Annotated in this window: 11 protein-coding genes; 7 read left to right on the top strand and 4 right to left on the bottom strand. The window is 59.5% G+C overall.

The genetic code is table 11. The annotated features are described in order from the left end of the window. Positions 1-82 precede the first annotated feature (82 nt). Both AC30D7_RS19765 and AC30D7_RS19770 read right to left on the bottom strand, forming a co-directional pair. Entirely contained in the window at positions 83-1,261 is a 1,179-nt protein-coding gene (locus AC30D7_RS19765) for a vWA domain-containing protein (protein WP_007934103.1), read from the bottom strand. Between the two features lie 11 nt (positions 1,262-1,272). Beyond that, a complete protein-coding gene (locus tag AC30D7_RS19770; RefSeq protein ID WP_018926745.1) occupies positions 1,273-2,118 on the bottom strand; it encodes an AAA family ATPase in 846 nt (281 codons plus the stop codon). Between the two features lie 203 nt (positions 2,119-2,321). Here AC30D7_RS19770 and AC30D7_RS19775 point away from each other — a divergent pair, with 203 nt between their 5' ends. Together AC30D7_RS19775 and AC30D7_RS19780 are read left to right on the top strand one after the other, a co-directional pair. Continuing rightward, a complete protein-coding gene (locus tag AC30D7_RS19775; RefSeq protein WP_490135171.1) occupies positions 2,322-2,552 on the top strand; it encodes a DUF4160 domain-containing protein in 231 nt (76 codons plus the stop codon). Continuing rightward, on the top strand, positions 2,540-3,043 hold the full coding sequence (locus tag AC30D7_RS19780; protein ID WP_490135172.1) for a DUF2442 domain-containing protein: 504 nt from the start codon (positions 2,540-2,542) through the stop codon (positions 3,041-3,043). The genes AC30D7_RS19775 and AC30D7_RS19780 overlap by 13 nt, the downstream gene beginning before the upstream one ends. Here AC30D7_RS19780 and AC30D7_RS19785 read toward each other — a convergent pair. Further along, positions 3,040-4,116, bottom strand: a complete 1,077-nt coding sequence (locus AC30D7_RS19785) for a DUF748 domain-containing protein (RefSeq protein ID WP_490135173.1) — start codon at positions 4,114-4,116, stop codon at positions 3,040-3,042. The genes AC30D7_RS19780 and AC30D7_RS19785 overlap by 4 nt on opposite strands. A gap of 126 nt (positions 4,117-4,242) precedes the next feature. Here AC30D7_RS19785 and cysK point away from each other — a divergent pair, with 126 nt between their 5' ends. From cysK to AC30D7_RS19800, 3 genes are all read left to right on the top strand, one after another. Next, entirely contained in the window at positions 4,243-5,217 is a 975-nt protein-coding gene (cysK, locus tag AC30D7_RS19790) for a cysteine synthase A (protein ID WP_490135174.1), read from the top strand. Between the two features lie 211 nt (positions 5,218-5,428). Further along, the gene (locus tag AC30D7_RS19795) at positions 5,429-6,367 is read left to right on the top strand and encodes an aspartyl/asparaginyl beta-hydroxylase domain-containing protein (RefSeq protein WP_019648017.1); all 939 of its coding nucleotides are present in this window, start codon (positions 5,429-5,431) and stop codon (positions 6,365-6,367) included. 264 nt (positions 6,368-6,631) lie between these two features. Continuing rightward, on the top strand, positions 6,632-7,012 hold the full coding sequence (locus AC30D7_RS19800) for a type 1 fimbrial protein (RefSeq protein WP_490135175.1): 381 nt from the start codon (positions 6,632-6,634) through the stop codon (positions 7,010-7,012). Between the two features lie 59 nt (positions 7,013-7,071). Here the strand turns inward: AC30D7_RS19800 and AC30D7_RS19805 are convergent, their stop codons facing one another. Continuing rightward, on the bottom strand, positions 7,072-7,980 hold the full coding sequence (locus AC30D7_RS19805) for a DMT family transporter (protein WP_490135176.1): 909 nt from the start codon (positions 7,978-7,980) through the stop codon (positions 7,072-7,074). Between the two features lie 128 nt (positions 7,981-8,108). Between AC30D7_RS19805 and aceK the strand changes: the two genes are divergently transcribed. Together aceK and hrpA are read left to right on the top strand one after the other, a co-directional pair. After that, positions 8,109-9,830 carry a bifunctional isocitrate dehydrogenase kinase/phosphatase gene (gene aceK, locus AC30D7_RS19810; protein ID WP_490135177.1) on the top strand — a complete coding sequence of 574 codons (1,722 nt, stop codon included), beginning with the start codon at positions 8,109-8,111 and terminating at the stop codon, positions 9,828-9,830. A 229-nt stretch (positions 9,831-10,059) separates the two neighbouring features. Then, positions 10,060-13,971 carry an ATP-dependent RNA helicase HrpA gene (gene hrpA / locus AC30D7_RS19815; protein ID WP_490135178.1) on the top strand — a complete coding sequence of 1,304 codons (3,912 nt, stop codon included), beginning with the start codon at positions 10,060-10,062 and terminating at the stop codon, positions 13,969-13,971. Positions 13,972-14,025: the final 54 nt, after the last annotated feature.

Consider the following 14,025-nt stretch of genomic DNA (forward strand, 5'->3'; position numbering starts at 1 on the left):
GTTCAATGCATGACGCATGAACACCGAAACCTGTAGGAGCGAGGCTTGCCCGCGAAGGCGGCATCACAGACAACAACAATCTTTATTTGGAAAGAAACCGCATCCCTTCCTCCAACCCCCGCAACGTCAGCGGATACATTTGATCATCGATCAAGTCCCGCACGATGTTGGTCGACGAGGTGTAGCCCCAGGTGTCTTTCGGGTAGGGGTTGATCCAGATGAGCTTCTTGTACTTTTCCTTGAAGCGCTGCATCCACACATAACCGGCTTCTTCGTTCCAGTGCTCGACGCTGCCGCCGGCCTGGGTGATTTCATAGGGCGCCATGGCGGCGTCGCCGATGAAGATCACTTTGTAGTCGGCGCCGTATTTGTGCAGCAAGTCCTGGGTGGCGGTGCGCTCGGAGGTGCGGCGCATGTTGTTCTTCCACACCGATTCATAAATGAAGTTGTGGAAGTAGAAGTACTCCAGATGCTTGAACTCGGTCTTGCAGGCCGAGAACAACTCTTCGCAGATCTTCACGTGGGCGTCCATCGAGCCACCGATGTCGAACAGCAGCAACAGCTTGACGGTGTTGCGCCGCTCCGGACGCATCTGGATGTTCAACAACCCGGCATCGCGCGCGGTGTGGTCGATGGTGCCGTCGATGTCCAGTTCTTCCGCCGCGCCCTGACGGGCGAATTTACGCAAGCGACGCAGGGCGACCTTGATGTTGCGCGTGCCCAGTTCCACCGAATCGTCGAGGTTCTTGTACTCGCGCTGATCCCAGACTTTCACCGCTTTGCCCTGGCGCTTACCGGCATCGCCGACCCGAATGCCTTCCGGGTTGAAACCGCCGGAACCGAACGGGCTGGTGCCGCCGGTGCCGATCCATTTGTTGCCGCCGGCATGGCGTTCTTTCTGTTCTTCCAGGCGTTTCTTGAACTCTTCGATCAGCTTGTCCAGGCCGCCGAGGGACTGGATCGCGGCCCGCTCTTCGTCAGTCAGGGAACGTTCGAATTCCTTGCGCAGCCAGTCTTCGGGGATCAACGCCTGAAGGTGATCGTCGAGCTTTTCCAGACCGTTGAAGTAGGCACCGAACGCCCGGTCGAACTTGTCGAAATGCCGTTCGTCCTTCACCAGAATCGCCCGCGACAAGTAATAGAACTCGTCCATGTCGGCGAAGGTCACGCGCTGTTTCAGCGCGTTGATCAGGTCCAGCAGCTCGCGCACCGAGACCGGCACTTTGGCTGCGCGCATTTCGTTGAACAGGTTGAGCAGCATGGCGTTAGCCCTTATCGAGTACCGCGACGACTCATGAACGCCAGGCGCTCAAGCAATTGCACGTCCTGTTCGTTCTTCACCAGGGCGCCTGCCAGCGGCGGAATGGCCTTGGTCGGATCGCGTTCGCGCAGCACCGCTTCGCCGATGTTGTCGGCCATCAGCAGTTTCAGCCAGTCCACCAGTTCGGAGGTCGAGGGCTTCTTCTTCAGGCCCGGCACCTTGCGCACGTCGAAGAACACATCCAGCGCTTCGCTGACCAGGTCTTTCTTGATGTCCGGGTAGTGCACGTCGACGATCTTTTGCAGCGTCACGCGATCGGGGAACGCGATGTAATGGAAGAAGCAGCGGCGCAGGAAGGCGTCCGGCAGCTCTTTCTCGTTGTTGGAGGTAATGATGATGATCGGGCGCTTCTTGGCCTTGATGGTCTCGTCGATCTCGTAAACGTAGAACTCCATCCTGTCGAGTTCTTGCAGCAAGTCGTTGGGGAACTCGATGTCGGCCTTGTCGATTTCGTCGATCAGCAGAATCACCCGTTCTTCGGACTCGAAAGCCTCCCAGAGCTTGCCCTTTTTCAGGTAGTTGCGAACGTCATGGACTTTGTCCACGCCCAGTTGCGAATCCCGCAGGCGGCTGACCGCGTCGTACTCGTACAGGCCTTGATGCGCCTTGGTGGTGGACTTGATGTGCCAGGTAATCAACTTGGCGCCGAAGGACTCGGCCAGTTGCTCGGCGAGCATGGTCTTGCCGGTGCCTGGCTCGCCCTTGACCAGCAGTGGCCGCTCCAGGGTGATTGCGGCGTTGACCGCCAGCTTCAGGTCATCGGTGGCGACGTAGGCCTGGGTGCCTTCGAACTTCATCTGCTAATCCTCGAACGGTAACGCCGACCTGAGCGAGGCAGGGCGGGGCGCAATAAATGGTCAGGCTCGACTATAACGCGCAGGTCGGTCGACTGTGAACGCAGACGGGTTATTCAGTCTCTGAATGGAGCGTCACATCTTGACTCAGTCTCGGCTGCTGGCCAGTATTGAGCTATCGCCATTTTGGCGATAGCTTGCGGGGCATGTCTACTAAATACCGATTTCGCGATACGTATCGAATTCAGTTGCGCGAGAAGGATCATCCGCCGCCTCATGTCCACCTGACCGGTGGCGGGCTGGACGTGATGCTCAGCCTGGAAACCGTCGAAGTGATGAGGGGCCAGGCGCCGCCGCTGATTATCAAGGAAGCGCTGGAGTGGGTCAGGACTCATCAGGTGCAATTGTTGGAGGATTGGAAACGATGTTACCCATGAAACGACCACGGTTGTCGGCCGTGCTGGTGTTGCCGGATTACCGTCTGGCGCTGACGTTTATCGATGGGCAGCAGTTAAACCTCGATTTAAGTCGCGACCTGCGTTTATACCCGGGACTGCAACCATTACTCGTGGGGCGTGTTTTTGAAGAAGCAGCCTTGGGTGACGATGGCTGGAGCGTGGAGTGGCCCGAGCTGGATATCCAGATCGGCGCGGACACGCTGTACCTGGATGCGCTCGCGCAGAATGCAACGGATGAAAACACCCGTATTTTCATCGATTGGCGTGCTCGCACCGGGTTGCCGCTGAATCAGGCGGCCGAGGCGTTGGGAGTCAGTGCCCGCAGTATCAGTCGCTACAGCAGCGGTCGTGAAGCTGTGCCACGGTCGCTGGCGTTAGCCTGTCTGGGCTGGGACTTCTTGCAGCAGCAAAGGAACCCGGCGCGGGCAGCGGAAGAAATCGGTCGTTACACCGTCACGCGCAAGTCCTAGCCCGAATCCGGTTTTGGCCGTTCGTACTGGGCATTGAACGCCTCAATGAAGCCATTACGCAAAATCTGCAAAAACGCTTCAAATGCGCTGATATCTCGCTGGTGCACACTGCCCCTGAGCTCGACGCGCGTGGCGAACTGGTTTTTCGCCTGGTTCTTCAGCACGTTTTCGGTGCCGCCGACGAGCGCTTCCCAGATGGAGCGGAAAATCCCTTTGTCCTTGTTTTCCACGTCCTGTTGCCAGTTGAACACATCGACGTCCCGCAACAATGGCTTGATGTAGCCGGTGAGTTGACCCTTGTTGGCCTCGGCCTCGATGACCAGGTCGCCATGGCCGGCATTGAAGTCGAACTTGCCATAGGCCGAGGCGAAGTCGTTCATGCGTTTGAGCTCCAGATCCTTGACGCGCAGGCGAAATTCGAAGTTCTGGAAGTCGCTCAACGGATCGAAGGTAGCCGTTGTTTCCAGCGGCGCATGACCCAGTAACAGTGCTTTGCCGTCGAATCGGGCGTCGCGTTTGCCTTTGGTATCGACCACGTTGGTCAGGTTGTAAATGCTGGCATCGACCTGGGTTGCATTCATGTTGACTGGCGGTTTCGAGTTGAAGTTTCGAAAGGTGATCCGGCCATCGTTGATCCGTACTTCGTTCAGGGTGATCGGCAGCAATTTCTCCAATTGAGCCCGCCAATTGGTGCCCTCACCGGTCTGGGAGTTTTTCTTGTTGGTACCACCGTCGACAAAGTTCACCTCGGGTTTGTCGAACCGAGCCTTGCCCACCACGGCATGGTCGTACCAGAGCGAGTGCCAACTGACGGAGAGGTCGATCAGCGGTGCGTTGACGAAGGGCACCGGGACCTTGCCTTCGACCTTGACGATTTTCAATCCGTTGATTTTGTAGGCGCCACGCCACAGGGCCAGGTCCACGTCGGTGATCTGCCCGCGATAATCACCCATATTCGCCAATCGTTCGTTCAGGTAATCACGCACGATGTAGGGCAGGGCGATGTGCAGGGCAACCAGCAATAAAAGGAGGCCGGCTAGGGTCCACAGGGGCCAACTGTATCGACGCTTCATGGCGGCAGATCTCTGGCAGTGTAAAGCGGTTGACTGCTGTTGCAGCCGGACGTTCGACTGACTGGACGACCACGAGCAACAGGCATACCTTGGTGGGCTAATTCAACGCTGTATAAGGACCCAGCCATGAGCCGTATCTATGCTGACAACGCCCACTCCATCGGCAATACGCCGCTGGTGCAGATCAACCGTATCGCCCCGCGCGGTGTCACCATCCTGGCCAAGATCGAAGGGCGTAACCCCGGCTATTCGGTCAAGTGCCGGATCGGCGCGAACATGATCTGGGACGCCGAAAGCAGCGGTAAACTCAAGCCCGGCATGACTATCATCGAACCGACCTCGGGCAATACCGGCATCGGCCTGGCATTTGTTGCCGCCGCCCGTGGTTACCGGCTGATGTTGACCATGCCCGCGTCCATGAGCATCGAACGACGCAAGGTACTCAAGGCCCTTGGCGCCGAACTGGTGTTGACGGATCCGGCCAAAGGCATGAAAGGCGCGATCGAGAAGGCCGCCGAAATCCTCGCCAGCGACCCGTCCACCTACTTCATGCCGGGGCAGTTCGAAAACCCGGCCAACCCGGCCATCCACGAAAAAACCACCGGTCCGGAAATCTGGAACGACACCGACGGTGCGGTCGACGTGCTGGTGGCGGGCGTCGGAACGGGTGGAACCATTACCGGGGTTTCGCGGTATATCAAGAATACCCAGGGCAAACCGATTCTCTCGGTGGCGGTGGAACCAATGGTGTCCCCGGTGATTACCCAGGCGATCGCCGGGGAAGAGATCAAACCGAGCCCGCACAAGATCCAGGGCATCGGCGCTGGTTTTGTGCCGAAGAACCTGGATTTGTCGATGGTTGATCGGGTGGAATTGGTCAGCGACGACGAATCCAAGGCGATGGCCCTTCGTCTGATGCAGGAAGAGGGCATTTTGAGCGGCATCTCTTGCGGCGCCGCCATGGCGGTAGCCGTACGCCTGGCCGAAACCCCGGAAATGCAGGGCAAAACCATCGTGGTAATTCTGCCCGACTCCGGCGAACGCTACCTGTCGAGCATGCTGTTCAGCGATCTGTTTACCGAACAGGAAAATCAGCAATAACGTTTTATGGCTGTTTTGAAGCCGAACGGGGGTTGATTCAGGTCAGCCCTCGTTCAGGAACCCTATGTTAAGAAGTGCTTTGTTGCACAATCCTCAAAACTGAATGTTTAGTTATGCGGGTTTTTCCCGAGGCCGGTAGTGTTTATCATGGCCGACTGCCACGTCGGGTAAATGGCGTTGTGCGGAGTTTCCTATTCTCAAGGAGTCGTAGATGAGCTTTTCCTTTGTCGCGAAGGCGTCGGTGTTGCTGCTGTTCCTCGGCAGCACGCTCTATGTGCATTTGCGTGGCAAGGCGCGTTTGCCGGTCCTGCGTCAGTTCGTCAATCACTCGGCCCTGTTCGCGCCCTATAACGCCTTGATGTACTTGTTCTCCGGTGTGCCGTCCAAGCCCTATCTGGACCGCAGCAAGTTCCCGGAGCTCGACGTGCTCAGGGACAACTGGGAAGTTATCCGCGACGAAGCCATGCACCTGTTCGACGAGGGCTATATTCGCGCCGCCGAAAAGAACAACGACGCCGGTTTCGGTTCGTTCTTCAAAAAGGGCTGGAAGCGTTTTTACCTCAAGTGGTACGACAAACCGCTGCCGTCGGCCGAAGCCTTGTGCCCGAAAACCGTGGCCTTGGTCAGCGGCATCCCGAATGTCAAAGGTGCCATGTTTGCGCTGCTGCCCGGTGGCAGTCACCTCAACCCGCATCGTGACCCGTTCGCCGGTTCCCTGCGCTATCACCTGGGGTTGTCGACGCCGAACTCCGACGATTGCCGCATCTTCGTCGACGGTCAGGTCTACGCCTGGCGGGATGGCGAAGACGTGATGTTCGATGAAACCTACGTGCACTGGGTCAAGAACGAAACCGAGCAAACCCGCGTCATCCTGTTCTGCGACATCGAACGCCCCTTGAGCAACCGCCTGATGACCCGCATCAACCGCTGGATCAGCGGCTGGCTGGGGCGTGCTACTGCGCCGCAGAACCTTGACGATGAGCGCGTTGGCGGGATCAACCAGGCTTATGCCTGGAGCAAGACTTTCAGCGACAAATTCAGCGGCGCGGTCAAGCAGTGGAAGCGCCGCAACCCCAAGGCCTATCGCGTGCTGCGACCGGTGCTGGCGGTGGTGGTATTGACGTTGTTGGGGTATTGGTTGTTCGGTTGAGGCCAATCATTGAATGAAAAAACCGCTCTTTGGGAGCGGTTTTTTTATGCGCGCTTGCTCATATCGCCTGATCGCCCGAGGCAATCTGGTGAATGTCAGCTACCACGTGCTGGCGGATGCGCTGGTCAGCGCCGGGTCCATTGGCAATCGATGCGCCTCAAGACGTTGGCAGCTTCAAGAAATAAACATCAGACATTCCTTAAAAAACTCAAGATCCCAGCCAGACTTGTCGATGCAGTCCTTACAACCCTAAGGAGCATCAACATGAACGGTAAGCGTTTGTCGATCGGTATCAGCCTGTTCTTCGCGCTGAGCGGTGCATGCCTGGCTGCCACCCCGGTGGCTCAGGGCGTCATCCAGTTCCACGGCAGTATTGTCGAGTCGGGTTGTAGCTCCCGCGTGGGGGCGAGTTCGACGTTTGAGTTCAACGGTTGTCCGACCAGGGTAAGCGGTGGCTCGGTCAATGTGCGCAGCGTCGAGCCGGTTCGCTCGGTCAGTGCGCTCGATCATTCCCGCGTGGGCGTGAAGCTGGTCACAGAGGGAAGCAAGGATGGCCGTTACTATGATCAGCAATACGCCTTGGTCGACGCGGCCGGCAAACCGGTGAACTCAGGCGCTTACTTGATTACGCTGACTTCGCCTTGAGGTGAGGTGCACGCAAGCCCTGGCGGCGCATTGTGTGTCGATGCGCCGCTGCCTATCGGTTATTGCTCCACCAGTTCGGGCACCTTCACCGCCACCGGCTTCAACACCAGCCACAATGCCCCCGCGATCAATAGCCCGCCATACAGATGCGCCATCGACAGCGGCTCATCCAGCAACAGCGCGCCCCACAACACCCCGAACGGTGGAATCATGAAGGTCACGGTCATCGACTTCACCGGGCCGATGGAGCTGAGCAAACGGAAATAAATGATGTAGGCAAACGCGGTGCAGCCCAAACCCAATCCCAGCAACGACAACCAGACACTCCAGCCGCCCCAGCTCGCCGGTGGTTGGCTGATCACGCTGTAGCCGAACAGCGGCAGCAAGAACAAAGTGGCGCCGAGCATGCTGCCCAGCGCCGACAGGCGACTGTCGAGGCCGCCGGCCTGGTCGAGCCAGCGGCGGGCGAGGAAGCCGGCAAAACCATAACAGGTGGTGGCCATCAGGCACGCCAGTGCGCCCATCAGCAGTTGCATATCGAACGCCACCGGACCTGCACGGGTGAGGATGCCGACGCCAAACAGTCCGAGAAACACCCCGCAGACCTTCGCCCCGGTGAGTTTTTCACTGAAGAACAACCCGCCGATCAACACCCCCATCAACGGCGTGGTGGCGTTGAAAATGGCCGAGTAACCGGCCGGCAGCACCTGGGCGGCTACGGAATAAAGGGTCGCCGGAATCCCAGAGTTGATCAGCCCGAGCAGCATCACCGTCTTGAGTTTGCCTTTGAAATCCCAGCTGATACGCAGCAGCCCGACGATCACCAGCAGCCCGACAGCGGCAATCGATACACGGAAAAAGGCAGTGGGGATTGTGCCAATCACTGGGGCGATAATGCGCATGAACAGAAAGCTCGCTCCCCAAATGGCGGCAAGTGACAACAAACGCAGGATATCGACGGGGTTCACAGCACTTTCCTTCCTTGATTGGCGCGCAAGTGTCGCGCCAGTCGTGGCGCAAGGCAATGGTTGCGTTGCGCAATACAGGGCCACTAAGCTCAGGCTCCAACGATAAGAACAGCCGCAGAGGTTCCACCATGCCGCAGCAATGGCCAGCCGCCGACATCGCCCGAATGATCCTCGATGGCTTTGACGATTACCGCGAGCATTTCCGTCAGATCACCGACGGTGCCCGAGCCCGCTTCGAGCAAGCCCAGTGGCAGGCGACGCAAGTCGCGTCGGCGGCGCGGATCAACCTCTACGAAGAGAAAGTCGGCGAAACGGTCGGGCGCCTGCATCAGTCGTTCGCCGCCGATGTGCTGATGGACGTCAGCAGCTGGCCGTTGGTCAAAAGCGCCTATATCAGCCTGATCGACCTGCGCTTCGACGATGAACTGTCCGAGACCTGGTACAACTCGATTTTCTGCGGGCTGTTCAGCCATGACCTGATCAGCGACGGCTGCATGTTCATCCACACCACGCGGCCAAGCTTGCGCCGTGCACGGGCCGCGCAAACCCGCACTTACAAACCCCATGGCCAGTTGTCCGGCATGCTCGCGAGTATCTTTACCGACTTCCGCTTCAGCGAGGACTACGCCGATTTACCCGGCGACCTGCGCCGCCTCGAAGCGCAACTGCGCGAGAACCTGCCGGACTGGGTCTGCAAGGATCCGGAACTGAGTGTCGAGCTGTTTTCCTCGGTGCTTTACCGCAACAAGGGCGCCTATCTGGTGGGGCGCATCTTCACCCAGGACGATCAATGGCCACTGGTGATTCCGCTGCTGCACCGCGAAGGCCGGGGCATCCAGATCGATGCGTTGATCACCGACGAGGCGGAGGTGTCGATCATCTTCTCCTTCACCCGTTCGTATTTCATGGTCGATGTGCCGGTACCGGCGGAGTTCATCGGCTTTCTCAAACGCATCCTGCCAGGTAAACACATCGCCGAGTTGTACACCTCGATCGGCTTCTACAAGCATGGCAAGTCCGAGTTCTACCGGGCGCTGATCAATCACCTGGCCAACACCGACGACCAGTTCATCATGGCCCCCGGCGTACGCGGGATGGTCATGAGCGTGTTTACGCTGCCGGGCTTCAACACAGTATTCAAAATCATCAAGGACCGCTTCTCACCGTCGAAAAACGTCGACCGCGCCACGGTGATCGAAAAGTATCGGCTGGTGAAAAGCGTCGACCGGGTTGGGCGCATGGCCGACACCCAGGAGTTCGCCGACTTCCGTTTCCCGTTGAGCAAATTCGAGCCGGCATGCCTGGAAGAACTGCTTGAAGTGGCGCCGTCCACGGTGTCGGTGGAAGGCGAAACGGTGCTGATCCGTCACTGCTGGACCGAACGCCGGATGACGCCGTTGAACCTTTATCTGGAACACGCCAACGAAGCGCAGGTGCGCGAGGCGTTGGAAGATTATGGCCTGGCGATCAAGCAACTGGCGGCGGCGAACATTTTCCCCGGCGACATGCTGCTGAAAAACTTTGGCGTCACCCGTCATGGTCGCGTGGTGTTTTATGACTACGACGAAATTTGCTTCCTGACCGAAGCCAACTTCCGCCACATCCCGCAACCGCGTACGCCGGAAGACGAAATGGCCTCCGAGCCGTGGTACTCGATCGGGCCACTGGACGTGTTCCCCGAGGAGTTTCCACCGTTCCTGTTTGCCGATTCCGGGCAGCGAAAGTTGTTCGATCAGTTGCACGGCGAGCTGTACAACGCCGATTACTGGAAGGGGCTGCAGGAAGCGATTCGGGCGGGGAAGGTGATTGATGTGTTTCCGTATCGGCGCAAGGGCCTGGATAACGAGTAGTCGGACTCTCACGACCCCGTAGCAGCTGTCGAGCCCCAGCGAGGCTGCGCTCGGCTGCGAAGCAGTCGCCAATCCGATCACCTCGGTTCACCTGAAACACCGCACTGGATGATTTTACGACTGCTTCGCAGCCTCGCTGGGGCTCGACAGCTGCTACGGGGGATCTCGCTTGTCCCTTAAATCTGCGACAATCCGCCTCCTGCGCCACTAGACGACTTTTGCGTACCTGATGACTGACGAATCGCCTTCCATCGACAAACTGCTGAAAAACCTCGATCACGCCATGCTCGCCGACCGCCACCGGCTGCGGCGGCAGTTGCTTGAGCTGCGCAAGAAACCTGACGAGGCCAAGCTGGCCCAGTGGGTGACGCGCACGCAGGCGTCCTGCGATCAGGTGCTGGCGCGCAAGGCCAGCCTGCCGGTGATTCGTTACGACGACAGCCTGCCGATCGCCGCCAAGCGCGACGAAATCAAAGCGGCGCTGCTCAAACATCAGGTGCTGATCATTGCCGGCGAAACCGGTTCGGGTAAAACCACCCAGTTACCGAAGATCTGCCTGGAAATCGGTCGCGGCCAGCACGGCCTGATCGGCCACACCCAGCCGCGCCGAATCGCTGCGCGCAGCGTGGCGAGCCGGGTCGCCGAAGAGCTGGCGACGCCGTTGGGCGCGCTGGTCGGCTATCAGGTGCGGTTCGAGGATCAGAGCGATGCCAATACCCTGATCAAACTGATGACCGACGGCATCCTGCTGGCGGAAACCCAGAACGACCGCTACCTCGAACGCTACGACACGATCATCGTCGATGAAGCCCACGAACGCAGCCTGAACATCGACTTCCTGCTCGGTTACCTGAAAACCCTGCTGCCCCGTCGTCCGGACCTGAAAGTCATCATCACCTCGGCGACCATCGACCTGGAGCGTTTTTCCAAGCACTTCGATGATGCGCCGATCGTTGAAGTCTCCGGCCGCACCTTCCCGGTGGAAACCTGGTATCGCCCGCTGACCCTGGAGCAGGACGAGGAAGGCAACCGTGTCGAGGATGACCTGACCGTGGATCAGGCGATCCTCGCCACCCTCGACGAAATTGCCGCGTTTGAACGCAGTGAGCGCAAGAGCCCCGGCGACGTGCTGGTGTTCCTGCCCGGTGAACGCGAGATTCGCGACGCTGCGGATATGCTGCGCAAGGCCCAGCTCAAACACACCGAGATTCTGCCGCTATATGCGCGGTTGTCGCCGGCCGAGCAACAACGGATTTTCCAGTCGCATCCGGGGCGTCGAGTGGTGCTGGCGACCAACGTTGCGGAAACCTCGTTGACGGTGCCGGGCATTCGTTACGTGATCGACAGCGGCACCGCGCGCATCAGTCGCTACAGCTACCGCGCCAAGGTCCAGCGCCTGCCCATCGAAGCGATTTCCCAGGCCAGTGCCAACCAGCGCAAAGGTCGCTGCGGGCGAGTCGAACCGGGTATTTGCGTGCGCTTGTACAGCGAAGAAGATTTCATCGGTCGGCCGGAATTCACCGACCCGGAAATCCTGCGGACCAACCTCGCGGCGGTGATTTTGCAGATGCTCCATCTGCGCCTCGGCGAGATCACTGATTTCCCGTTTATCGAACCGCCGGATGGCAAGGCCATCAGCGATGGTTTCAACCTGCTGCAAGAACTCTCGGCGGTGGATCGCAACAGCCAGCTGACTCCGCTCGGCCGGCAACTGGCGCGGCTGCCGGTGGACCCGCGCATGGGCCGCATGCTGCTGGAAGCGGCCAAACTCGGCAGCTTGCAGGAAGTGCTGATTGTCGCCAGCGCCATGTCGATCCAGGACCCGCGCGAGCGTCCGCCGGAGCGTCAGCAAGCCGCCGATCAGGCCCACGCCCAGTGGAAAGACGTAGACTCGGACTTCGCCGGGCTGGTCAATCTGTGGCGAGGTTTTGAAGAGCAACGCCAAGCCCTGACGGCCAGTCCGCTGCGTAACTGGTGCCGCAAGAATTTCCTCAATTACCTGCGTCTGCGTGAGTGGCGCGACTCCCATCGCCAGTTGAGCCTGATCTGCCGCGACATGCAGCTGAGCCTCAACAAAGAGCCGGCGGATTACCCGAAGCTGCACAAAGCCGTGCTGTCGGGTTTGCTCAGCCAGATCGGCCAGAAAACCGAAGACGGCGATTACCTCGGTGCCCGTCAGCGACGCTTCTGGATTCACCCGTCGTCGGGACTGGGCAAGAAACGCCCGCAATGGCTGATGACCGCCGAACTGGTGGAAACCACCAAGCTTTACGCGCGGATGGTCGCCAAGATCGACGCCGACTGGATCGAGCCGCTGGCCGGGCACCTGATCAAGAAAAACCACTTCGAACCCCATTGGGAGAAGAGGCGTGGGCAGGTCGTGGCCTTCGAGCAAATCACCCTGTTCGGGCTGATCGTAGTCGGACGCCGGCCGGTGCATTACGGCCCGGTCGACCCGGTGGTGTCCCGCGAGTTGTTTATTCGCGAAGCCTTGGTGCGTGGCGAGATTCAATCCAAAGCCAAGTGCCTGACGGCCAACAAGCAACTGCTGGAACAGCTCGACGAACTGGAAGCCAAGGCGCGTCGCCGGGACATTCTGGCCGACGAAGAAACCCTGTTCGCCTTCTACGATGCGCGCCTGCCGGCGGAGATCCACCAGACCGCGACCTTTGACAGTTGGTATCGGATCAACAGCCAGAAAGACCCGCAGTTGTTGATCATGCGCGAAGAAGATGTACTGGCTCGCGAAGCCAGTGAAGTCACCGCCGCGCATTACCCGGACACCCTGCACATCGGCGACCTGGAACTGGCGCTCAGTTATCACTTCGAACCCAATCACCCACGTGACGGCGTGACCTTGCGCGTACCGGCGCCGTTGTTGCCGATGCTGCCGCCGGAACGTCTGGAATGGCTGGTGCCGGGCGTGATCGAGGCCAAGTGCATTGCGTTGGTGCGCAACCTGCCCAAGGCCCTGCGCAAGAATTTCGTGCCGGTGCCGGACTTCGTCAAAGCCGCGATGCAGCGAATGACTTTTGGCGAGGGCTCATTGCCTCTGGCGCTGGGCCGCGAACTGCTGCGCATGACCGGCGCACGGGTCAGCGATGAGGCCTGGGCCGAAGCGTCGCAGCAGGTCGAAAGCCATTTGCGGATGAACCTGGAAATCGTCGACGGCCAGGGCAAGTTCCTTGGCGAAGGGCGTGATCTGGCGGAGTTGACCGCACGCTTTGCCGAGGCCAGTCAAGCCGCCTTGGCCGTGCCGCAAACCGCGAAGAGTCAGCAGCCGGTGGAGGCGAAAGTCTTTGCCGCCGTCGCCGAGAAAACCCAACAGAAGATTGCCGGGCTGTCGATGACGGTGTATCCGGCGCTGGTGGAAGAGGCCGGGACGGTTAAGGAAGGACGTTTCTCGACCCCGGCCGAGGCTGAGTTCCAGCATCGCCGGGCCTTGCAGCGTCTGCTGATGCAGCAATTGGCCGAACCGGCGAAATTCCTGCGCGGCAAGTTGCCGGGGCTGACCGAACTGGGCTTGATGTATCGCGAGCTGGGGCGCATCGACAGCCTGGTGGAAGACATTCTGCTGGCCAGTCTCGACAGTTGCATCCTCGACGGCGAAGACCCGTTGCCACGCGATGGCGCCGCACTGGCGTCCCTGGCCGAACGTAAACGCGGTGCCTGGACCGAGCACGCCGAGCGTCTGGCCAGGCTGACCCTGGAGATTCTCAAGCACTGGCACGGCCTGCAAAAACGCTTCAAGGGCAAGATCGACCTGGCGCAAGCCGTGGCCTTGAACGACATCAAGCAGCAGCTCAGCCATCTGGTGTACCCGGGGTTCGTGCGGGAAACGCCGATGCCGTGGCTCAAGGAACTGCCGCGTTACCTGAAAGCAGTCGAGCAGCGATTCGAGAAACTCGGCGCCCAGGTGCAGAAGGACCGGGTCTGGAGCGGAGAATTGTCTGGCCTCTGGACCCAATACCAGACCCGCGCCAACAAACACGCCCAGGAAGGCAAGCGCGATCCGCAGCTGGAGCTTTATCGCTGGTGGCTGGAGGAATACCGGGTTTCGCTGTTCGCGCAGCAATTGGGGACCAAGGTGCCGATCTCCGACAAGCGCTTGAGCAAGCAATGGAGTCAGGTCGAGGCATAACCCCTGTGGGAGCGGGCTTGTGTGGCTCCCACATTAAGTAGATCGTCGCTTGAG

Source organism: Pseudomonas sp. DF5 (genome assembly GCF_058148225.1).

Bases quoted from the DNA above. Each gene is read 5' to 3' on its own strand.
- AC30D7_RS19765 (WP_007934103.1), bottom strand. From the start codon at position 1,261: ATGCTGCTCAACCTGTTCAACGAAATGCGCGCAGCCAAAGTGCCGGTC.
- AC30D7_RS19770 (WP_018926745.1), bottom strand. From the start codon at position 2,118: ATGAAGTTCGAAGGCACCCAGGCCTACGTCGCCACCGATGACCTGAAG.
- AC30D7_RS19775 (WP_490135171.1), top strand. From the start codon at position 2,322: ATGTCTACTAAATACCGATTTCGCGATACGTATCGAATTCAGTTGCGC.
- AC30D7_RS19780 (WP_490135172.1), top strand. From the start codon at position 2,540: ATGTTACCCATGAAACGACCACGGTTGTCGGCCGTGCTGGTGTTGCCG.
- AC30D7_RS19785 (WP_490135173.1), bottom strand. From the start codon at position 4,116: ATGAAGCGTCGATACAGTTGGCCCCTGTGGACCCTAGCCGGCCTCCTT.
- cysK (WP_490135174.1), top strand. From the start codon at position 4,243: ATGAGCCGTATCTATGCTGACAACGCCCACTCCATCGGCAATACGCCG.
- AC30D7_RS19795 (WP_019648017.1), top strand. From the start codon at position 5,429: ATGAGCTTTTCCTTTGTCGCGAAGGCGTCGGTGTTGCTGCTGTTCCTC.
- AC30D7_RS19800 (WP_490135175.1), top strand. From the start codon at position 6,632: ATGAACGGTAAGCGTTTGTCGATCGGTATCAGCCTGTTCTTCGCGCTG.
- aceK (WP_490135177.1), top strand. From the start codon at position 8,109: ATGCCGCAGCAATGGCCAGCCGCCGACATCGCCCGAATGATCCTCGAT.
- hrpA (WP_490135178.1), top strand. From the start codon at position 10,060: ATGACTGACGAATCGCCTTCCATCGACAAACTGCTGAAAAACCTCGAT.